This is a genomic window from Mesorhizobium sp. ESP-6-4, assembly GCF_020164735.1.
In the GTDB taxonomy this organism is placed as follows: Bacteria; Pseudomonadota; Alphaproteobacteria; order Rhizobiales; family Rhizobiaceae; genus Mesorhizobium.
On the sequence record NZ_JAIUGS010000014.1, the window covers coordinates 1 to 19,729 of the forward strand.

Below are 19,729 nucleotides of genomic sequence, written 5' to 3' on the forward strand. Positions count from 1 at the left end.
CGCCTTTCCTCTCCCCCGTCGATCGGGGGAGAGGTGGCTCGGCGAAGCCGAGACGGAGTGGGGGTCGACCAGCGCTGGAACGGGGAAAAGGAAACATCATCATTTGCCAGCCGGCAGCAGCCTGAAGTCCGGTAGCTCTCGCAGCGCGAGTTCCGGCCCAGCTGGCGAATAGACGACGAAGAGCTGCATCGACTGGTCGCCAGTGTTGAGCGTCGAATGGAAGCGGCTTTCCGGCACATAGATGGTGCAGCCAGGGCCGACTTTCGCCACCACAGGATTGCCGCTCTCGTCCTCGACCATCTGCTCGCCATTGCCGGAGATGACGAAGATGATCTCTTCGGCGCCCGGATGGTTGTGGCGGGTGTGGCCTTTGCCCGGCGGCAAGTCGACGACACCGCCGGAAAAGCGCTCGGCGCCGTTCACTTCCGGCGCGACGGTCAGCGACAGCTTGCCCCAGTCGAAGCCGAAGGCGCTGACATCCTTCGGGTAGACGAACACCTTGCTCCTGTCGGCCATTGCCTCATCCCTTCTTTTTCGTGATCGCGACCGTCTGGAAATCCGCTGTCTGCCTGGCGATCGCCGCTTCCGCCGGTAGCCGTTCCATCGAGCTTGCGCCGTAAAAGCCATGCAAGCCCTCGCAGCGTTCGAGAATGTAGCGCGCGTCGTCGGGCATCGAGATCGGTCCGCCATGGCAAAGCAGGATGACGTCCTTGCGAACCGAGCGCGCGGCATCGGCAATGGCGTCGATTTCCTTGGCGCAGGCGTCGAGCGTTTTCGCCGAAGTGGCGCCGATCGAGCCGCCGGTGGTGACGCCCATATGGGCGACGACGATATCGGCGCCGGCACGTGCCATGGCGCGCGCCTCGTCCGGGTTGAAGACGTAGGGCGTGGTGAGCAAGTCGAGCTTGCGCGCCTCGGCGATCATGTCGACCTCGAGCCCAAAACCCATGCCGGTCTCCTCGAAGCTCTGGCGCATGGTGCCGTCGAACAGGCCGACGGTCGGAAAATTCTGTACGCCGGAAAAGCCCATCGTCTTCAGCTCTGTGAGCAGCAGCGGCATGATGACAAAGGGGTCGGTGCCGTTGACGCCGGCCAGCACCGGCGTCTTCTTCACCACCGGCAGCACCTCATAGGCCATTTCCTTGACGATCTCGTTGGCGTTGCCATAGGCAAGCAGGCCCGCGGCCGAGCCGCGCCCGGCCATGCGGTAGCGGCCGGAATTGTAAATGATGATGAGGTCGATGCCGCCGGCTTCCTCGGCCTTGGCCGACAGGCCGGTGCCGGCACCGCCGCCGACGATCGGCAGGCCGTCGCCGATCATGTTGCGGAATTTTTCCAGGATTTCCTTGCGCGGAATGGCAGCCATGCTTGTCTCACTTCTTGGCGATGTCGAGGAAGGCCTCGGCCGCAGCCTTGGCGAAGGCGGGATCGTTGATGTGCAGCGGCAGGCGAGTGACGGTGCGGTCCCTGGTCGGCTCGATCGTGCGCTCAATGGCGTCAAACAGCTCGGCGTCGGCTTCTGGATCGAAGAACGGGCCGCCTTCGATATCGAGCGCCGAGACGCCCTTCTCCGGGATCAGGAAATGGACCGGACCGTCGCATCGGGCGAGGCGGCCGCCGATCCATTCGCCGGTCTTGCGGCATTCCTCGGCCGTGGTGCGCATCAGCGTGACATTGGGATTGTGCTCGTAGAAGAGCCGCCCATGATATTTTTCCGGAATAGTCGGCGGCGCCCAGAAGTTCACCATGTCGAGCGCGCCGACCGAGCCGACATAGGGCAATTTCGTGCGCGCAATCGCGCCGAAGCGATCCTCGGTCGCCGGCAGCACGCCGCCGAACAGGAAATCGCACACCTCGGTCGTGGTGATGTCGATGACGCCGGCCAGCAGACCGCTGTCGGCGAGCTTCTCCATCGAGCGGCCGCCGGTGCCGGTGGCGTGGAAGACCATGCAGTCATAGCCGGGGCGCAAGCGCTCGACGATCGCCGTCACGCAAGGCGTGGTGACACCGAACATGGTGAGCCCGAGCGCCGGCTTGCCGGCGAAGGCTGAGGCGGGCTTCGCGGCCATGCCGGCGATCGCCTGGGCGGCGTTGTGCAGCACAGTGCGGGAGAGCCTGTTCAGTCCCGCCATGTCGGTGACCGACGGCATCATGATGATGTCGGAGATGTCGACGTAAGGCGCGGTATCGCCGGAGGCCAATGTAGAGACCATGATCTTCGGCAGGCCGAGCGGCAGCGCCCGCATGCCGGCGGTGACGATCGAGGTGCCGCCGCCGCCGCCGATGCCGATCACCCCGGCGATGTCGTCACGTGACTGGATGAAATTGACGAAGGCCGCGCCCATGCCGGCAACGGCGGTGCCGCGATCGTCGATGCCGAGAACAGCGCCGGCTCCCTTGGGATGATGCGCGGCGACCTCGCTGGCAGGGATATCCACCGGGACGGTCGCGCCTCGCGTGCCGATATCGACACGGACGACCGCGCCGCCGGCCTTGGCGACGGCATCGGCCAGGAAGGCGAGTTCCTCGCCTTTGGTGTCGGCGGTGCCGATCACATAGATGCGCTTCATCCGCGGTTCCCCGTCCGGCATGGCCGGCTTTGCCGCCGGCCTTTTTTGCCCCATCCTCAAGCTCCTAGGCTAAAGCCTCGTCGCTGGTGGGGACCCTATTTTTTGCCCCACCCTCAAGCTCCTCGGCAAAGCCTCGTCGCTGGTGGGAACCCGTTATTGACCGGCATTGCGCCATTGCAAATTTTTGAGACGCGCGTATCGTATTGATATGGATGTCTCACGTCAACAAGCCGCCTCCATCGATGACGCCGCACAGGCGCCGGCCGCCGAGAAGGGGCCGCGCGCCCGCACAAAGCGGCTGATGCTGGAAACGGCGACGAGGCTGATGCAATCAGGCATGACCCCTTCGGTCAGCGAGGTCGCGGAGGCGGCAGAGGTGTCGCGCGCCACCGCCTACCGCTATTTCCCCAGCCAGGCGGCGCTCGTGCAGGCCGTGGTCGATGAAGGGCTCGGCCCTATCCTTACCTGGAAGTCGACGTCCGACGATGCCGAGCGGCGCGTGGCAGATCTGTTCGCGACCGCGATGCCGCGCATCGAAGCCTTCGAGGCGACCTTCAAAGCGGCGCTGAAACTGTCCCTCGATCAATGGGCGCAGCGCCAGGCGGGCACGCTCGGATCCGAACCGGCCTTCATTCGCGGTCATCGCGTCGACCTGTTGAAGGATGCGATCGCGCCGCTCAAGGGACGCCTGAAGCCGCGCCAGCTCACGCGCCTTGCCCAGGCGCTGTCGCTGATGTTCGGCGTCGAGGTGGTAACGGTGCTGAAGGATATCTGGGGGCTGAACAGCGCCGAGATGGTGTCGGTGGCGCAATGGGCGGCGGGCGCGCTGGTGCGCGCCGCAATGGCGGAATCGGAGGCGAAATCGGCAGGAATGGCTGCGGCGCCTGGGGCGACGATCGGGTAAATCTGGTTCGACCAGATTGTGAGGACGATTTTGAATGTTAAATGGGGTGAGCTGGCCCTTACAAGGGATCGGCGTATCAAGGAGTAGGAAAAACAAGGGAAAACAGGCAGATGCCATAATGGTGGCCTCGTTCGTCTGCGCCTAGCCTCCCAAGAAAGCGCTTGACGTCAAGCGGGAATTGGTAATACCAGATTTAGGACCGATAAAGCGGATCAAAGTGAAGGCTGCGATCCATTTCCGACAGGGTGGGAGGCCTGGACCGGAGAGGTGCCATCACAGGAGGAACTACCAAGGCCGGCTTCGCCGCCGGCTCGCATGAGACGGTAGAATGCGCACAAGGGAGGAAAACTATGCGCAAGATTATGACCAGCGTGATTGCTGGTATTGGGCTGGCGCTTGCCTGCGGGACATCCGTCCGCGCGCAGGACAAAGAACTCACCATCTTCTGGGCGGAATGGGACCCGGCGAACTACCTGCAGGAGCTCGTCAACGACTACACGGCCGAAACCGGCGTGAAGGTCACCGTTCAGACGACGCCGTGGCCCGACTTCCAGACCAAGGCCTTCACCGAGTTCAACGCGCATGGCGATGCCTACGACATGGTCGTCGGCGACTCGCAATGGCTGGGCGCCGGTTCGACGCAAGGCCACTATGTCGACCTGACCGACTTCTTCAACCAGCACAAGCTTGGCGACGTGATGGCGCCCGCGACCATCAAGTATTACGCCGAGTATCCGGGCGGTTCCGGCAAATACTGGGCGATCCCGCTGGAAGGCGACGCGATCGGCTGGTCCTATCGCAAGGACTGGTTCGAGGACCCGAAGGAGAAGGAAGCCTTCAAGGCCAAATACGGCTACGACCTCGCGGTGCCGACGACCTATGCGCAGCTGCGCGACATCGCCGAGTTCTTCCACCGTCCGGACCAGAAGCGGTACGGCGTGGCCATCTACACCGACAATTCCTATGACGCGATGGCGATGGGCGTCGAAAGCGCCATCTTCAGCTATGGCGGCGATCTCGGCGACTACGCGACCTACAAGGTCGACGGCATCACCAACTCCAAGGAAGCCGCCGCCGGCCTCGACATGTACAAGCAACTCTACAAGTTCACGCCTCCGGGCTGGGGCAAGACCTTCTTCGTGGAAGACAACCAGGCGATCACCGGCGGCCTGGCAGCGATGAGCATGAACTTCTTCGCCTTCTTCCCGCCGCTGGTGAACAAGGCCACCAACCCCTATGCCGACGTCACCGGCTTCTTCGCCAATCCGGCCGGCCCGGACGGCAAGCGCTTCGCCGCGCTCGGCGGCCAGGGCATCTCGGTCGTCTCGTATTCGAAGAACAAGGACGAGGCGATGAAATTCCTCGAGTGGTTCATCAAGGACGAGACCCAGAAGAAGTGGGCCGAGCTCGGCGGCTACACCTGCAGCCAGGCCGTGCTGAAGTCCGAAGCCTTCCAGAACGCGACGCCTTACAACAAGGCGTTCTACGACACGATGTTCATGGTCAAGGACTTCTGGGCAACGCCTGAATACGCCGAAGTGCTCGATCAGCTGAATCAGAACATCTATCCGTTCGTGGTCGGCGGCAAGGGCACCGCCCAGGAGGCGCTCGACAAGACGGCCGCCGACTGGAAGGCGACCTTCACCAAATACAATCGTTACAAGTAAGTATCGCAGTCAGAATGCCGGAGGAGGTTTCCCCCTCCGGCATTCCTGTTTTCAGGAGACAAAGTTGGCTTCGGTAGCCCTTACCAATCTTGATCCAGCGTCCAGGGCCGCCGCTCGCGGCTGGTCCGATCTGACCATCCGCAACCTGTTCATCATCCCGACGCTGGTTTTTCTGATCGTCTTCAACATTTTCCCGCTGATCTATTCGCTCGGCTATTCCTTCACGAACTTCGCCGCGAACCGCAGCGAACCCTGGCAGTTCGTCGGCTTGCAGAACTATCGTGAGCTGCTGAGCGACGATCATATCTGGTCGAACTTCGTCATCACCGCCAAATACGTGATCGTTTCGGTGGCTGGGCAGATGATCGTCGGCTTCGGCCTTGCGCTTCTGCTCAACCGCAGCTTTCCGATGAAGGGCCTGATCACCACGCTGCTGCTCTTGCCGATGATGATGTCGGCGGCGGTCGTCGGCCTGTTCTGGCAATTGCTCTACAGCCCGTCCTGGGGACCGATCAACTATGTCTTCGGCCTTGGCGACTTCGCCTGGCTTTCCAATCCCGACAGCGCGCTCTACGCGGTCGCGATCACCGATATCTGGATGTGGTCGCCTTTCGTCATGCTGCTGTCGCTCGCAGGTCTCTCGGCGGTGCCGCAGCATCTCTATGAAGCGGCCGCGATCGACCGCGCCGGGTGGTGGTACACCTTCACTCGCATCACCTTGCCGCTGGTCTCGCCGATCCTTCTGATCGCGCTGATCTTCCGCACCATGGAAGCCTTCAAGACCTTCGACATTGCCTACACCATGACCACCCAGCCGACCGCCGAGCTGATCGCGATCCGGCTCTACAAGCAGGCCTTCCAGCAGTGGGATACGGGCAAGTCCTGCGCGCTGGCCTACATCGTGCTGATCATGGTGCTGGCGATCACCAACCTCTACGTGAAGTATCTCAACAAGGTGAAGGAGCGCTGACATGGCCGCCGTCCGCACTTCTTCCGAGGTCGCCTTCAATCGCATCGCCATCGCCGCGGTGCTGATCGCGACGCTGATCTTCCTGGCACCGATCTACTGGATCGCCTCGACGGCCTTCAAGCCGAAGGAGCTCGCCGTCAGCGTCCCGCCCACCGTGCTGTTCGAGCCTGAGGTGACGCCGTTCGTGCGACTCTTCACCAAGCGCGTGCAGATGCAGAAGCCCGTCGATCCGCAAGTCTACGATGCCGCGCCCTGGTGGGAAAAACGCATCTATGACGGCGGTGAGCGGGTTCTCAAGGTCGGCAAGGACGTGCAGCTTTCGCAATATCCCGACCGGTTCATGAACAGCCTGATCGTGGCTGTGATCAGCACGGTGCTGGCTGTGGGCATGGGAACCTTCACCGCCTATGGCTTCTCACGCTTCAAGATCGCGGGCGAGGCGGACCTGCTCTTCTTCATCCTGTCGACCCGCATGCTGCCGCCGGTGGTGGTCGCAATCCCAATGTTCCTGATGTACCGGATGGTCGGCCTCAACGATTCGCATATCGGCCTGATCATCCTCTACGTTGCCTTTAACCTGTCCTTCTCGGTCTGGCTGATGAAGGGCTTCATGGACGAGATCCCGAAGGAGTATGAGGAAGCAGCACTCGTCGACGGCTACACGCGCATGCAGGCCTTCTTCAAGATCGTGCTGCCCGAGGCCGCGACGGGCATCGCGGCGACTGCCGTGTTCTGCTTCATCACTGCCTGGAACGAATACGCCTTTGCGCTGATCATGACCAACCGGCGCGCCCAGACGGCGCCGCCCTTCATCCCCTCGCAGATCGGCTCCGGCCTGCCGGACTGGACGACGATCGCGGCTGGTACCTTCCTGTTCCTGTTGCCGGTCGCAATCTTCACCTTCCTGCTGCGCAACCATCTGCTGCGCGGCGTGACGTTCGGAGCAATCCGCAAATGAGTTTTCGCTCCACCAACGAGAAGTACCTGCTGCCGGCCTCGCAAATCCTCATGGTGCTGGGCATCGTAGCGCTCTGCCAACCATGGAGCCTCGGCCTGCATTCATACGGTGTGACGATCATCCTGATCGGGCTGATTGGCTTCAACATCACGTCCAAGATCGCACCGGAGCAGAGCGAGGAAACCGGCGCCGCGACGCATGAGGGAGCCCGCCAGTGACGCAGATCGAACTTCGCGGCATCGAGAAATTCTTCGGTGCCGTCCAGGTCATCCATAATCTGAACCTGGCCATCGCCGACAACGAGTTCATCGTGCTGCTCGGCCAGTCGGGCTGCGGCAAGACCACGACGCTGCGCGCCGTGGCAGGGCTGGAGACGATCGACCAGGGCGACATCCTGATCGACGGTAAGCCGGTGCAGCACCTCAAGGCGGCGGACCGCGACATCGCCATGGTGTTCCAGTCCTTCTCGCTCTACCCGCACATGACTGTGTTCGAGAACGTCGCCTTTCCGCTGCGTGCAATGCGCATGAGCAGCGGCGAAGTCGACAAGTCCGTGCGCGAGGTCGCCCGGGTCCTGCGCATCACCGATCTGCTCGACAAGAGGCCGTCGGCGCTCTCGGGCGGCGACATGCAGCGCGTGGCCATCGGTCGTGCGCTGGTGCGGCGCCCGAAGGCGATGCTGATGGACGAGCCGATCGGCGCGCTCGACGCCAAGCTGCGCGAGGAGATGCGCGCCGAGATCAAGCGCCTGCACGTCAAGCAAGGGTCGACCACGATCTATGTCACGCACGACCAGATCGAGGCGATGAGCCTCGCCGACCGCATCGTCATCATGCATGAAGGCTTCATCCAGCAGGTCGGAACGCCGGATGAGGTCTATTCGCATCCGGCAAACCTGTTCGTGGCGCAGTTCGTCGGCAGCCCGGTGATGAACATCGCCGAGGTCAATGTCGCGGATCAGGCGGGCACTGCCTCCGTAACCGTCGGCGATGCGCCGGCTGGCTTCGAGTTCCCGCGCCAGCTCCTGTCAAGACTCAACGGGCATGCAGCCAATGGCGGCCTGACGCTCGGCATCCGCCCGGAGGGCGTACTCGTGCGGCACGATGCGGCGCCCGGCTATATGCCAGTCGAGGCGAGCATCATCGAGCCGCTCGGGTCCTTCGACATTGTCGATCTCAGGCTCGGCTCCACGATGCTGCGCGCCCGCACCAAGGCGGGCTACGTCTCGGGCCCCGGTGAGAAAGTCCATGTCCGCATCGATCCCGAGCAGGCGCACTTTTTCGACACGGCAAGCGGCAAGTCGCTGGGAGTAAGGCTGTAATGGCCCATATCGAACTGAAGAACATCACCAAGAAATACGGCAGCCACACCGCGCTGACGGGTCTGAACCTCGACATAGCCGACGGCGAGTTCTTCGTGCTGCTTGGCGAGACCGGCGCCGGCAAGACGACGACGCTACGCCTGATCGCCGGACTGGATAAGCCGACCGAGGGGCAGGTTCTCATCGACGGCGTCGACGTCGCCGACTGGGGCGCGGCCGAGCGCGACGTCGCGCTGGTGCTGCAGCAATATTCGCTTTATCCGCGCTACACTGTGCGGCAGAACCTCGAATTTCCGCTGAAGCCGAAGATCCGCCGGCTGCCGGATGCCGAGATCAAGGACCGTGTCGCGCGCGCCGCCCGCACGCTCAGGATCGAACATCTGCTCGACCGCAAGACCGACCGGCTTTCCGGCGGCGAGATGCAGCGCGTCTCGATCGGCCGAGCGATCGTGCGCAAGCCGCGCGTGTTCCTGATGGACGAGCCGCTCTCGGCGCTCGACGCCAAGCTGCGCGAGGCGCTGCGCACGGAGCTGAAGAACCTTCAGATGCAACTCGGCGCCACGTTCCTGTTCGTCACGCATGACCAGATCGAGGCTATGTCGATGGGCGACAAGGTCGGCGTGCTCAACCATGGCCGCATCGTGCAGACGGGCACGCCGCATGAAATCTACAACAATCCGCGCGACACCTATGTCGCGAGCTTCGTCGGCTCGCCGCCGATGAACCTCATCGACGGCAGGCTGGTCAACGACCGCGCGGTGATGGCGCCGGTGAATTTCGAACTGCCGCTCACAATTGGCGCCAAGAGCTTTGGCGGTGGCAGGACGAGCGGCGCGGCCGACGGTCGCCCGCTCGTCTTCGGCATCCGTCCGGAGGACGTCTATCTGGAGAGCGGGGCTCCGGTCGAGGCACGCGTGCACGATGTCGAGAACCATGGCGTGGAAAAGATCCTGACGCTCAGGGTCGGCGACACGATGCTGCGGGCCACGGTGCCGGCCAGGACCGACGTGGCTATCGAAGAGCCGGTGCGCTTTGCCTGGAACCCCGACAAGGTGGTGATGTTCGATAAAGGCAGCGGTGTGAGCCTGCGGCACGCCGGATAGAAGTCGGACTTAGCCGGCGACCTTGCTGGCGGCACTGGTGGCCTTCCTGATAAGGCCCAAGCCGGCCGCCGAATAGGCCAGCCCGCTCGCCCTTGCGAGCTTCGGCCCGGCGGGTCTCAGGAGCGTCGGGCGGTTAATTGGCTTCAAGCCGAGCGGCCGTCGAACTCGAATACCTCGATTGCGGTGATATCAACATCGTCGAGGCAGTTGATGTTGATATAGGCGGACCGTTCGTTGCCCTGGCCGACGTCCTCGGCAAAGGGGTGCATGCCGCATGTGCGACAGAAGCGGTGCGCGATTTGAGCCTTGCCGAAGGTGTAGCGGCCGAGATCGTCGCCCCAGGCGACCAGATTGAGCTTCTCATGCGGCACGGCCCACAAAAGCGCGCCCTTGCGCCGGCAGATCGAGCAGTTGCAGCGCACCGCGCCGCCGATCTCCCCCTCGACCTCGAACGCCACCTTGCCGCAGTGGCAGCTGCCTTTGTACAGCATCAGCATCTTTCCATCGCTGGCAGGGTGCAAAGGCACACTTGCCGGGTTATTTCTTCGCCGGCCAACTAGGCCGCACGCTTAAAAGACGTTGCAATTTGCAAGGCCCGACATCGAAAATGCAATCCATCCGCGACCGTCTCGAAATCATCCTGTCACGTCTTGCCAATCGGGCGGGGGATGAGAAGGTCTATACCAAGCTCTATGCCAAGGCCGCGCGGGCAGCCGCCGATGCGTCCGATGCCCGCCGCAAGGCCGGCGTCAGCCTTGGGCCGCTCGACGGGCGCATCGTTTCGATCAAGGACCTGTTCGACGTCGCCGGCGAGCCGACGACGGCCGGGTCGCTGATCCGCGCCGACGCCGCGCCGACGGCGCGGGACGCGGCGATCGTGCAAAGGCTCCGCCAAGCGGGTGCCGTCATCCTCGGCAAGACCAACATGACCGAGTTCGCCTTCACAGCGATCGGCGACAATCCGCATTACGGCACGCCGGGCAACGCCGCCGATGCCGGCCTTATCCCGGGCGGCTCGTCGTCTGGGGCGGGCGTTGCGATCGGCGAGGGCACGAGCGACATCTCGATCGGTTCGGACACCGGCGGCTCGGTGCGCATCCCCGCCTCGCTGAACGGCGTTGTCGGCTTCAAGCCGACGGCGCGGCGCGTGCCTTTGACGGGAGCCTTTCCGCTGTCGATGACGCTGGATTCGATCGGTCCGCTTGCCCGCAGCGTCGCCGATTGCGCGATCGCCGATGCGATCATGGCGGGACAAGAGCCCGCCGGTCCTCAGCCGGGCTCGCTCGCCGGCCTGCGCGTCGGCATTCCACGCGGCGTCTTGTTCGGCGAAACGCAGGCGAAGGTCGCCGAAGCTTTCGAGGCCTGCATCGACAGGATCGGACGAGCCGGCGCCCGCGCCGCCGATTTGTCCATCGACGATCTTATCGCCGAGATGCGCGCAGCAACCGAGCGCGGGACGATCGCGTCCATGGAAGGCGCGGAGGTGCATGCCGATTGGCTGGCGGGCGGCGCCTCTGTGCCGGTCGATCCGCATGTCACCGGGCCATTGGCGCGCGCGCTGGCTGTCCCTGCCTCGGCCTACATCCGGACGATCCGCCGGCGCGCCGAGCTTGTGGCGGCCATGGCGCAACGGCTGGAGACGGTCGATGTTCTGGCATTGCCGACCGTGCCGATGGTCGCGCCGTCCATCTCCGCCATGGCCGGCGACGAAGCTCTGCGCGACAAGACGGAAGGACTGCTCTTGCGCAACACGCAGGTCGCCAACCAGTTCGACCTTTGCGCGATCTCGCTGCCGATGCCCGGCACGAACCTGCCGGCCGGATTGATGCTGGTGGGCAAGCATGGGCATGACAGTCATCTGCTGCGCATTGCCGCCGCGGTCGAGGCTTTGCTTGGCACATGAATTGGCTAATGTAGCGCTGGTCGACCCCCACTCCGTCTCGGCTTCGCCGAGCCACCTCTCCCCCGATCGACGGGGGGAGAGGAAAGGCGCCATCCAGCAGCGCTCCCTTCCTTTCCCTCCGGAGGGGGAAAGGTGGCGCTGCGGAGCAGCGACGGATTGGGGGAACCACGTGGCAATCAAGCCTTGGGCCCGATCAGTCACGTCTCCGGTCTGCATCGTCGCAACGCCCTCGGCGAGCTAACCGCCGACCGGAAAACGCCGGCGATAGTGCTCGATAACGTCCGGATTGCGCAGATTGACGGGCAGCTTGCCGGCGAGTACCAGCAGCGCCTCGCCGGCGGCGCCGACACCCATGCGCATCATCGATTCCTCGGTGATGCCGGCCATATGCGGGGTGACGATGACGTTGTCGAAGCCGAAATAGGGATGGTTCGGCGGCAGCGGTTGGGTCGCAAAAACGTCGAGCGCAGCGCCGCCGATGCGGCCGGCACGCAGGGCTTCGATCAGCGCGTCGTCATCCACCACCGGGCCGCGCGAGACATTGATCAGCAGCGTGTTGGGTTTCATGCGGGCAATGCGCTCGCGACTGATGAGGCCGCGCGTCTCCTGCGTCAGCGGGCAGCAGAGCACGATGATGTCGCTCTGCTCGACCAGCGCATCGATCGACAGGAAGCCGACACGCTCGGGCGCCGGACGCAGGCTGCGCGTCGTCGCCACGACATTGAGGTCGAAGCCGTGCGCGGCGATGTGGCCGACAGCCTGGCCGACCGCGCCGAGGCCGACGATGCCGATGGTCTTGCCGGCCAGCTCGCTGGTCGAGTTGGCGTGCTCGCGGCCGGCAAGCCAGCCCTTGGCGCGCAGGTCGCGGTCCATCACGCGGAAGCGCCGCAGCAGCGCAAGGGCGGTGAACATCACATGCTCGGCGACCGAGCGGGCGTTGACGGCGGGCACGTTCGCCACTAGCACGCCGGCGGCGGTCGCGGCCTCGACCGGGATCATGTCTAGCCCGGCGCCGTGGCGGATCGCGGCGCGCAGGCTCGAAGCACCCGCAAACAGCTCCGGCGGCAGCGGCGCGCGCACGATGACGATGTCGGCGTCGCGGGCCTCAGCGGTCAGCGTCTTGGGATCGAGCGCGGAAGCGATCGCAAGCCGCCCGGCGCCGGCCAGCATCGCCGTGGCGCGTGGGTGCAGCGGATGCGTCGACAGGATCTTGCGCATGGGGTTCCATTTCCGCATTTGTGCGATGCCAAGCTAAACGTCTGGCTGCAAAATGCTCAAGGGCATTTCGCCATTTCACGGAAACGGAGAACTGCCCTGTCTCTGTGGGCTCACGCAGTTTCGGACGAAAGGCTACGGCAAAGGTGCCGAACCTGACCGTCCACACTTTCGTGGAATTGCTCAAGCCTTCTCGAGTGCCGCGCTTTTCGGCTCCATTCCGCGGCCTTCGATGATCCCCTTCCAGTAGCTCTCGGCGCCCTGCAAATGGGCATTCATCAGGGCCTGGGCGAGGTTGCCGTCGCGGCGCAACAGCGCTTCGTAGATCTGGATATGCTCGGCATGCGAGCGCACCGAGCGTTCGGGATCGTTGAAATAGATCGGCAGGCGCTGCTCGCCCATCAGGTAATAGACGCTGCAGATGTTGTGGAAGACGCTGTTCTTGGTCGCGCGCACGATCTCGAGGTGAAACTCGCGGTCCTCCTTGGCGAGGCCTTCGCCGGCGGCGATGCGTTCTTCCGAGGCCTTCAGGATCTCGCGAAGGCGCTCGAAATTCTCTTCCGTGGCGCGCGAGCAGGCAAGCTCGGCCGCCTTGATCTCGTGGATCTTGCGCAGCTCGACGGTCTCGTAGATCTGCACAGGGTCGAGCGGCAGCCCCGCGCGGGCGAACAGCGCCAGCGCTTCCACGCTCGCCTGCTTGGTGTCGATATAGATGCCGGATTTGGCGCGCCGCTCGACGATGCGCATGGCCTCGAGGATGGCCAGCGCCTCGCGAATCTGGCCGCGGCTGACGCCGAAATGTTCCGCCAGCTCTCGCTCGGAGGGCGTGCGGCCGGACTCCTTGTCCGAGTTGGAAAAGAGATAGGCGGCGAGTTCCGCGAGAAGGTTCTTTTCTTTCATCGTCAAATACGTTGCGCGTGCGCCTCCAGGAATCGCTCGGAGATGGTGAATCCCAATCCAGGCTTTTCAGGGATCGCTATCATACCGTCCTTCGCCTCGACAGTCTCCTCGACGAGGTCGTGGATCATCGGGTTGGCGCCGAGCGAATATTCAATGGTGAAGCTGGCGGGCGAGGCGGCACACACATGCAGCCCGGCAAAGAAGCAGGGCGCGCCGGCCCATAGATGCGGCGCGAAACGCAGGTTGAAGGCGCTGGCGATGGTGCCGATCTTCATCGCCTCGCTGATGCCGCCGCAGAAGGCGGGATCCGGCTGGAAGATGTCGGCCGACTTCAGCACAGCCAGATCGCGGAAGGCATAGCGCGTCGCCTCGCTTTCGCCGGTGGCGATCGGCGTCGATCCCGAGGCGCGCACGTCGGCCATGCCCGGCTTATCGTCGGCGGTCACCGGTTCCTCGAACCAGGCAAGGTCGAGATCGGCGGTGAGGTTGATGAAGCGCTTGGCCTCGGCGACGGTATAGGTGCCGTGCGCGTCGACCATCAGATCGACATCAGGCCCGATCGCCTGCCTTGCGGCGCGCACGCGCGCGGCCGAGACATGCGGGGCGCCGTCCATGGCGCCGATGCGCATCTTCAGCGCCTTGAAGCCGCCCCTGGCGATGTAGGATTGCAACTGCTCGCCGATGGCGTCGGCTGAGGCCCAGCCGCCCGAGGCGTAGGCCTGCATACGCTCGACCTTGCGGCCGCCGAGCAGCCGCCACACCGGCTGTCCCAGCGACTTGCCGAGGATGTCCCAGAGCGCGATGTCGACGGCGCTGATCGCCGCCACGCTCATGCCGCGCCGCGCCAGCTGCGGCATGGCATGGCCGGCATGCGCCGCCGTCTCATGCCTCACGCCGTTGTAGAGCATTTCCCAGATGATGCCGATGTCGGCCGGATCGCAACCGATCAGCTGCGGGCCGATCTCGTGGTTGAGCATATGGACGAGCGCGCCATAGCTGCCGGCGCTACCGGCGGCGTTCTTGCCCTCGCCCCAGCCGACCAGGCCGTCAGCGGTCTCGATGCGCAGAATTGCGGCGTCGAACGTCGTCACCTGACCGAAGTCGCTGCGATGCTGCTTCGCGACTTCGATCGGGATACGAACCCACCAGGCCTGGACGCTTTTGATGCGCATGTTTTCCCTTCGGCCCCTCCGCCCGCCGGGTGGAAGGGACAGGTTTCTACTTGATCAGCGGCAGCAGCGTTTCGGCGGTGATGCGCATCTGGTCGGTGTAGAATTTTTCCGTGAGCACGCTGGAGCCGTGGTCCTGGATGAATTTGAGCTGCTCGGGCGAGATGTCGACCGGATTGCGCTCGACCATCTCCGGATAGGGCGCCGCCGGCGTGCGGTCGACCGGCGCGACGAACTCGTTGGTCAGCGCGCCGTCATAGCCGACTTCCTTCAGCGTGCGCACGATCTTCGGCCAGTCGATCTGGCCAAGGCCGGCCGCGAAGCGGTTGTTGTCAGCGACATGGAAATCGAACAGGCGCTTTCCGACCTGACGGATCGCGTCATAGACGTTAAATTCCTCCATGTGGATATGGTAGGCGTCGAGGCAGACGCCGCATTCGGGGCTCACCGCATCGGCGAGTGCCAGCGCCTGGGCGCCGCGGTTGAAGAGGTAGGTCTCGAAGCGGTTGAGCGGCTCGACGGCGATCCTGACGCCGACCTTCTGGGCATGGCTGAAACATTCGCGCGTGGCATCGACCACCCAGCCCCATTCCTCCGCCTCGGTGCCGTCTGGAACGACCTTGCCGACGGTCGCGGGCACCAGCGTGATGATCTCGCCATCGAGCTCGCTGACCATGGTGAGCACGTCCTTGACGTATTGGACGGACCGCTCGCGCTGGCCCTGGTCCCTGGCGGCGAGGTTGCGCTCGCCGAGCATCAGAGTCACCGAGCCCCAGCAGCGGATGCCGTGCTCCTTCAGGAGCGCGCGCGTCTCCTTGGTCTTGTACTGCTCGGGCTCGCCGGAAATCTCGATCGATTCGTAGCCGAATTTCTTGATGCGCTTGAGCGTCACCTCCAGCGGCTCCGCCCGCATCCAATTGTGCGTCGAAAGATGCATGGTCTATCCTTCCCAGAATTCGCCTGTCACATTCTACCTCGCGACGCCTCCGGTCGAGGCGGGCGTATGATTCCTCCCCAAGGCGTTGCCAGCATTTTCCTCGAAACTGGTTCGACCAATTGGGCCCTCCATGACCTCTACAGCAAATTTTCATGCACGGCAACAAGTGGGCGGCTGAAGCTCTATCGGCCGAGCAATAGTCTGATTTTACGTGGTAATTCCGCTTATCTGTTTGCAAGCTCGGCTCGCCTCCGCGGTTTTCGGCCGCTTGACCGAATTCCGGGATTTGGTAATACCAGAATGGCGCAATGCATAGACGCCGACAGGGTTGACCAAACAGGCTGGCCCTCATTTCAATAGGCGCTATGCTTGGTCGCGAAAACAAACGAGGGAGGATGCCGATGCCGACGACGATGAAGGGCCCCGGCCTGTTTCTGGCGCAGTTCGCGGGCGACGCCGCGCCGTTCAATTCGCTGGATTCCATCACCAAATGGGCAGCGGGGCTGGGCTACAAGGGCGTGCAGATCCCGACCTGGGACGCGCGCCTGTTCGACCTCGAGAAGGCGGCGTCGTCGAAGGCCTATTGCGATGAGGTGAAAGGCGTCTGCGCGGATGCAGGCGTCGAGATCACCGAATTGTCGACGCATCTGCAGGGGCAACTGGTCGCGGTGCATCCCGCCTATGACGCGCAGATGGATGGATTTGCGCCGCCATCCGTGCACAACAATCCCACGGCACGGCAAAAATGGGCTGTCGAGCAGATGAAGTTCGGCGCCAAGGCATCGCGCAATCTCGGGCTGAACGCCTCGGTGTCGTTCACCGGCTCGCTGGCTTTCCCTTACCTTTATCCGTTCCCGCAGCGCCCGGCCGGCCTCATCGAGGAAGCCTTCGGCGAACTCGGCAAGCGCTGGAAGCCGATCCTCGATGTCTACGAGGACAATGGGGTCGATGTCGGCTACGAGATCCATCCGTCCGAGGATGTGTTCGACGGCGCCACCTTCGAGATGTTCCTCGACGCGGTCGGTGGCCACAAGCGCTGCAACATCAACTACGACCCGTCGCACTTCCTTTTGCAGCAGCTCGACTATCTCGAGTTCATCGACATCTACCACGAGCGGATCAAGGCGTTCCACGTCAAGGACGCCGAGTTCAACCCGACCGGGCGGCAAGGCGTCTATTCCGGCTACCAGGGCTGGGTGAACCGTGCAGGGCGCTTCCGCTCGCTGGGCGACGGGCAGGTCGATTTCGGCGGCATTTTCTCCAAGCTCACCCAGTACAATTACGATTCCTGGGCGGTGCTGGAATGGGAGTGCTGCCTGAAACATCCCGAGGACGGCGCGGCGGAAGGCGCGCCTTTCATCCAGCATCACATCATCCGGGTGACCGAGAAGGCCTTCGATGATTTCGCCGCAGGCACGACTGACAAGAAGCTGCTGCGCGCGATGATGGGGATTTGACGCTTGCCTTCCCTCCCCCTTGAGGGGAGGGTCGATCCGCGCAGCGGATCGGGGAGGGGTCGCCGGGCGTAGAGCTCGGCACCTACTGACCCCACCCGGCCCTGCGGGCCACCCTCCTCTCAGGGAGGGGAAGGGGTATCTCAGACAATGGAGGGACAAAATGGTCGGCGCATCGAAGTCGGAAGCGGGAGGCGGCCCGATCCGCTATGGCATGGTCGGCGGCGGGCAGGGCGCCTTCATCGGCGCGGTGCATCGCATCGCGGCACGCATGGACAACGACTTCGTGCTGGTGGCCGGCGCGCTGTCGTCGGATCCGGCGCGGGCCAAGGCATCGGCCGAAGAACTCGGGCTCGATCCCGCGCGCAGCTACGGCTCCTATGCCGAGATGGCCAAGGCCGAAGCCAAGCGTCCAGACGGCATCGAGGCGGTGGCGATCGTGACGCCGAACAACGTGCATGTGCCGGCGGCGAAAGCCTTCCTAGAGGCGGGCATCCATGTCATCTGCGACAAGCCGCTGGCGACGTCGCTGGCCGAGGCGAAGAAGCTTGCCGCCCTGATCGAAAAGACCGGCAAGGTGTTCGTGCTGACGCACAATTACACCGCCTATCCGATGATCCGGCAGGCACGCGAGATGGTGGCCAAGGGCATGCTCGGCGACATCCGCATCGTGCAGTCGGAATATCCGCAGGACTGGCTGACCGAGGACCTTGCCGCCACCGGCCAGAAGCAGGCCTCCTGGCGCTCCGACCCCAAGCAGGCCGGCGCCGGCGGCGCGCTCGGCGACATCGGCACGCATGCCTATAACCTGGCTCGCTTCGTCTCGGGACTTGAGCTCGATACGCTGTCAGCCGATCTCGACGCCTTCGTGCCGGGGCGCCAGCTCGACGACAATGTCAACGTGATGCTGCGCTTCAAGCCGGTCGGCAATAAGCATCCGGCCAAGGGCATGATCTGGGCCAGCCAGGTCGCGCCCGGCCACGAGAACGGGCTGAAGCTGCGCATCTACGGCTCCAAGGGCGGGCTGGAATGGGTGCAGGCAGATCCGAACTATCTCTGGTACACGCCGTTCGGCCAGCCGAAGCAGCTGCTCACCCGCGCCGGCGCTGGCGCAATGCCGGTGGCGGCGCGCGTCAGCCGCGTGCCGTCGGGCCATCCGGAAGGCTACCTTGAAGGTTTCGCCAACATCTACCAGGAGGCCGCGCGCGCCATACGGGCCGCGCGCCGGAAGGGCGGCAAGCCGGCTAAGGATGTGGTCTTCCCGACTGTCGCGGACGGCGTCGAAGGCATGGCCTTCATCGAGGCTTGCGTGAGGTCGTCGAAGAAGAACGGGGCGTGGACGAAGCTGTAGGGACGGCTGCGTCGTCCAAGCGAGTCCCCCGGATTGCCAGCCGAATTGCGAAGAGCAATTCGGGGCAATCCGACCTCTCCCCAAGGGGAGAGGAGACAAGCAACGCCGGCGCCGACCTCTTCTCCCCTCGGGGAGAAGGTGGCCGCGGAGCGGCCGGATGAGGGGGAGTGTGGCCCGCCAACGCAAATGGCTAGCTGCAAGCGGGGAGGGGGTGTCGATGAAAATCGGCATGTGCATGTTCTTGTGGACCACCAGCGTCTCGAAGAAGCACGAGGCGCTGTTGAAGGACATCAAGGCGACCGGCTTCGACGGCGTCGAAATACCGGTCTTCGCGGGCGCGCCCGACGACTACAAGAAGTTGGGCGAGATGCTCGACCGCATCGGGCTGGAGCGCACCGCGGTCTCGGCCATGGGCGATCCGGCGATGAACCTGATCTCGCCGGACGCCGCGACGCGCAAGGCCGGCATCGACTATATGAAATGGGCGATCGACTGCAGCGCGGCCCTCGGCGCTGACACGCTCAGCGGGCCGCTGCATTCGACGCTCGGCGCCTTTTCCGGCAGCGGCCCGACGGCGGCCGAAAAGAAGCGCTCGGTCGCCTCGCAGCGCGCGATCGGCGACCATGCCGGCAAGAGAGGCGTGACCATTGGGTTGGAAGCGCTCAACCGCTTCGAATGCTATCTCGTCAACACCATGGCCGACCTGTGCGAACACATCGACGCGATCGACCGGCCGCACATCAAGGCGATGTACGATACGTTCCATGCCAATATAGAAGAGGCCGATCCGATCGGCGCCTATACAAAGCATCGCCGGAACGTTGTCCATATCCACATTTCGGAGAACGACCGTGGCGTGCCGGGGCGCGGCAACATCCCGTGGAAGGAGACGTTCTCCGCCATCCGCAAGAGCGGTTACGACGACTGGCTGACCATCGAATCGTTCGGGCGCTCGCTCAAGGATCTGGCGGCGGCGACCAAGGTTTGGCGCGATTTCGCGGAGAGCCCGGAGGCGGTTTATCGCGAGGGGTACAGGCATATCAGGGAGGGGTGGAAGAAGGCGGCTTAGGGCCCCTGCGCCTGATCCATTCTATTTGCCGCGGCGGCGGTTGCCAGGTGGTTCCCCCACTCCGTCTCGGCTTCGCCGAGCCACCTCTCCCCCCTCCGGAGGGAGAGGAAAGGAAGCCTGTTGGCGCCGGGAGAGGAAAAAGCCTCGGCCTTCGACGACAGGCGCGGATCGGACAGCTTGGCGCCTTTCCTCTACCCCGTCGATCGGGGGAGAGGTGTCGAGCGAAGCTCGACGGAGT

General features: G+C 64.0%; 19 protein-coding genes. 11 read left to right on the forward strand and 8 right to left on the reverse strand.

The window, feature by feature from the left end; all coding sequences use genetic code 11:
• Nucleotides 1-99: 99 nt before the first annotated feature.
• From LB523_RS21500 to LB523_RS21510, 3 genes are read right to left on the reverse strand one after another with little or no spacing between them, the layout of a single operon-like run.
• Nucleotides 100-516, reverse strand: a complete 417-nt coding sequence (locus tag LB523_RS21500) for a cupin domain-containing protein (protein WP_224606764.1) — start codon at nt 514-516, stop codon at nt 100-102.
• Nucleotides 517-520: 4 nt separating this feature from the next.
• The gene (locus LB523_RS21505; RefSeq protein WP_224606767.1) at nt 521-1,366 is read right to left on the reverse strand and encodes a phosphoenolpyruvate hydrolase family protein; all 846 of its coding nucleotides are present in this window, start codon (nt 1,364-1,366) and stop codon (nt 521-523) included.
• A 7-nt stretch (nt 1,367-1,373) separates the two neighbouring features.
• On the reverse strand, nt 1,374-2,570 hold the full coding sequence (locus LB523_RS21510; protein WP_224606770.1) for a Tm-1-like ATP-binding domain-containing protein: 1,197 nt from the start codon (nt 2,568-2,570) through the stop codon (nt 1,374-1,376).
• Nucleotides 2,571-2,778: 208 nt separating this feature from the next.
• On the opposite strand from LB523_RS21510, the gene LB523_RS21515 reads away from it, so the two are divergent.
• The 7 genes from LB523_RS21515 (at nt 2,779) to LB523_RS21545 (ending at nt 9,493) form a co-directional block, all read left to right on the forward strand.
• On the forward strand, nt 2,779-3,474 hold the full coding sequence (locus tag LB523_RS21515) for a TetR/AcrR family transcriptional regulator (RefSeq protein WP_224606773.1): 696 nt from the start codon (nt 2,779-2,781) through the stop codon (nt 3,472-3,474).
• 350 nt (nt 3,475-3,824) lie between these two features.
• Nucleotides 3,825-5,141 carry an ABC transporter substrate-binding protein gene (locus LB523_RS21520; protein WP_095769194.1) on the forward strand — a complete coding sequence of 439 codons (1,317 nt, stop codon included), beginning with the start codon at nt 3,825-3,827 and terminating at the stop codon, nt 5,139-5,141.
• 64 nt (nt 5,142-5,205) lie between these two features.
• Nucleotides 5,206-6,111, forward strand: a complete 906-nt coding sequence (locus tag LB523_RS21525; protein WP_095769195.1) for a carbohydrate ABC transporter permease — start codon at nt 5,206-5,208, stop codon at nt 6,109-6,111.
• A 1-nt stretch (nt 6,112) separates the two neighbouring features.
• Nucleotides 6,113-7,069: a carbohydrate ABC transporter permease gene (locus LB523_RS21530; protein ID WP_095769196.1), complete on the forward strand. Its 957-nt coding sequence runs from the start codon at nt 6,113-6,115 to the stop codon at nt 7,067-7,069.
• Complete coding sequence (locus LB523_RS21535; protein WP_095769197.1) at nt 7,066-7,287, forward strand: hypothetical protein; 222 nt, start codon at nt 7,066-7,068, stop codon at nt 7,285-7,287. Before LB523_RS21530 ends, LB523_RS21535 begins: the two co-directional genes overlap by 4 nt.
• Complete coding sequence (locus LB523_RS21540; protein WP_140845151.1) at nt 7,284-8,390, forward strand: ABC transporter ATP-binding protein; 1,107 nt, start codon at nt 7,284-7,286, stop codon at nt 8,388-8,390. The genes LB523_RS21535 and LB523_RS21540 overlap by 4 nt, the downstream gene beginning before the upstream one ends.
• The gene (locus tag LB523_RS21545; protein ID WP_095769199.1) at nt 8,390-9,493 is read left to right on the forward strand and encodes an ABC transporter ATP-binding protein; all 1,104 of its coding nucleotides are present in this window, start codon (nt 8,390-8,392) and stop codon (nt 9,491-9,493) included. Before LB523_RS21540 ends, LB523_RS21545 begins: the two co-directional genes overlap by 1 nt.
• Before the next feature lie 143 nt (nt 9,494-9,636).
• On the opposite strand, the gene LB523_RS21550 is transcribed toward LB523_RS21545, so the two are convergent.
• Nucleotides 9,637-9,984, reverse strand: coding sequence for a GFA family protein (locus LB523_RS21550; protein WP_224546189.1), 348 nt, complete (start codon nt 9,982-9,984; stop codon nt 9,637-9,639).
• Between the two features lie 116 nt (nt 9,985-10,100).
• On the opposite strand from LB523_RS21550, the gene LB523_RS21555 reads away from it, so the two are divergent.
• Nucleotides 10,101-11,396 (forward strand): amidase, encoded by a 1,296-nt coding sequence (locus tag LB523_RS21555; protein ID WP_224606777.1) that lies wholly within the window; start codon nt 10,101-10,103, stop codon nt 11,394-11,396.
• Nucleotides 11,397-11,633: 237 nt separating this feature from the next.
• On the opposite strand, the gene LB523_RS21560 is transcribed toward LB523_RS21555, so the two are convergent.
• The 4 genes from LB523_RS21560 to LB523_RS21575 form a co-directional block, all read right to left on the reverse strand.
• The gene (locus LB523_RS21560; protein ID WP_224606780.1) at nt 11,634-12,614 is read right to left on the reverse strand and encodes a hydroxyacid dehydrogenase; all 981 of its coding nucleotides are present in this window, start codon (nt 12,612-12,614) and stop codon (nt 11,634-11,636) included.
• Between the two features lie 180 nt (nt 12,615-12,794).
• Complete coding sequence (locus tag LB523_RS21565) at nt 12,795-13,511, reverse strand: FadR/GntR family transcriptional regulator (protein ID WP_140545878.1); 717 nt, start codon at nt 13,509-13,511, stop codon at nt 12,795-12,797.
• A 2-nt stretch (nt 13,512-13,513) separates the two neighbouring features.
• Nucleotides 13,514-14,683 (reverse strand): mandelate racemase/muconate lactonizing enzyme family protein, encoded by a 1,170-nt coding sequence (locus LB523_RS21570; RefSeq protein WP_224606783.1) that lies wholly within the window; start codon nt 14,681-14,683, stop codon nt 13,514-13,516.
• Between the two features lie 46 nt (nt 14,684-14,729).
• A complete protein-coding gene (locus LB523_RS21575; protein ID WP_095769204.1) occupies nt 14,730-15,617 on the reverse strand; it encodes a sugar phosphate isomerase/epimerase family protein in 888 nt (295 codons plus the stop codon).
• Between the two features lie 401 nt (nt 15,618-16,018).
• Here LB523_RS21575 and LB523_RS21580 point away from each other — a divergent pair, with 401 nt between their 5' ends.
• The 3 genes from LB523_RS21580 to LB523_RS21590 all read left to right on the forward strand — a co-directional run bounded on the left by LB523_RS21580 (nt 16,019) and on the right by LB523_RS21590 (nt 19,491).
• The gene (locus LB523_RS21580) at nt 16,019-17,074 is read left to right on the forward strand and encodes a sugar phosphate isomerase/epimerase family protein (RefSeq protein ID WP_224606786.1); all 1,056 of its coding nucleotides are present in this window, start codon (nt 16,019-16,021) and stop codon (nt 17,072-17,074) included.
• A 160-nt stretch (nt 17,075-17,234) separates the two neighbouring features.
• Complete coding sequence (locus tag LB523_RS21585) at nt 17,235-18,422, forward strand: Gfo/Idh/MocA family protein (protein ID WP_224606789.1); 1,188 nt, start codon at nt 17,235-17,237, stop codon at nt 18,420-18,422.
• Nucleotides 18,423-18,639: 217 nt separating this feature from the next.
• On the forward strand, nt 18,640-19,491 hold the full coding sequence (locus LB523_RS21590) for a sugar phosphate isomerase/epimerase family protein (RefSeq protein ID WP_224606791.1): 852 nt from the start codon (nt 18,640-18,642) through the stop codon (nt 19,489-19,491).
• The last annotated feature ends 238 nt before the right edge of the window (nt 19,492-19,729 follow it).

Excerpts from the sequence above, each read along its gene's own strand:
- LB523_RS21585 (WP_224606789.1), top strand. The coding sequence starts at position 17,235 with ATGGTCGGCGCATCGAAGTCGGAAGCGGGAGGCGGCCCGATCCGCTAT.
- LB523_RS21535 (WP_095769197.1), top strand. The coding sequence starts at position 7,066 with ATGAGTTTTCGCTCCACCAACGAGAAGTACCTGCTGCCGGCCTCGCAA.
- LB523_RS21500 (WP_224606764.1), bottom strand. The coding sequence starts at position 516 with ATGGCCGACAGGAGCAAGGTGTTCGTCTACCCGAAGGATGTCAGCGCC.
- LB523_RS21515 (WP_224606773.1), top strand. The coding sequence starts at position 2,779 with ATGGATGTCTCACGTCAACAAGCCGCCTCCATCGATGACGCCGCACAG.
- LB523_RS21555 (WP_224606777.1), top strand. The coding sequence starts at position 10,101 with ATGCAATCCATCCGCGACCGTCTCGAAATCATCCTGTCACGTCTTGCC.
- LB523_RS21530 (WP_095769196.1), top strand. The coding sequence starts at position 6,113 with ATGGCCGCCGTCCGCACTTCTTCCGAGGTCGCCTTCAATCGCATCGCC.
- LB523_RS21510 (WP_224606770.1), bottom strand. The coding sequence starts at position 2,570 with ATGAAGCGCATCTATGTGATCGGCACCGCCGACACCAAAGGCGAGGAA.
- LB523_RS21550 (WP_224546189.1), bottom strand. The coding sequence starts at position 9,984 with ATGCTGTACAAAGGCAGCTGCCACTGCGGCAAGGTGGCGTTCGAGGTC.
- LB523_RS21560 (WP_224606780.1), bottom strand. The coding sequence starts at position 12,614 with ATGCGCAAGATCCTGTCGACGCATCCGCTGCACCCACGCGCCACGGCG.
- LB523_RS21565 (WP_140545878.1), bottom strand. The coding sequence starts at position 13,511 with ATGAAAGAAAAGAACCTTCTCGCGGAACTCGCCGCCTATCTCTTTTCC.
- LB523_RS21570 (WP_224606783.1), bottom strand. The coding sequence starts at position 14,683 with ATGCGCATCAAAAGCGTCCAGGCCTGGTGGGTTCGTATCCCGATCGAA.
- LB523_RS21520 (WP_095769194.1), top strand. The coding sequence starts at position 3,825 with ATGCGCAAGATTATGACCAGCGTGATTGCTGGTATTGGGCTGGCGCTT.
- LB523_RS21590 (WP_224606791.1), top strand. The coding sequence starts at position 18,640 with ATGAAAATCGGCATGTGCATGTTCTTGTGGACCACCAGCGTCTCGAAG.
- LB523_RS21505 (WP_224606767.1), bottom strand. The coding sequence starts at position 1,366 with ATGGCTGCCATTCCGCGCAAGGAAATCCTGGAAAAATTCCGCAACATG.
- LB523_RS21545 (WP_095769199.1), top strand. The coding sequence starts at position 8,390 with ATGGCCCATATCGAACTGAAGAACATCACCAAGAAATACGGCAGCCAC.
- LB523_RS21580 (WP_224606786.1), top strand. The coding sequence starts at position 16,019 with ATGCCGACGACGATGAAGGGCCCCGGCCTGTTTCTGGCGCAGTTCGCG.
- LB523_RS21575 (WP_095769204.1), bottom strand. The coding sequence starts at position 15,617 with ATGCATCTTTCGACGCACAATTGGATGCGGGCGGAGCCGCTGGAGGTG.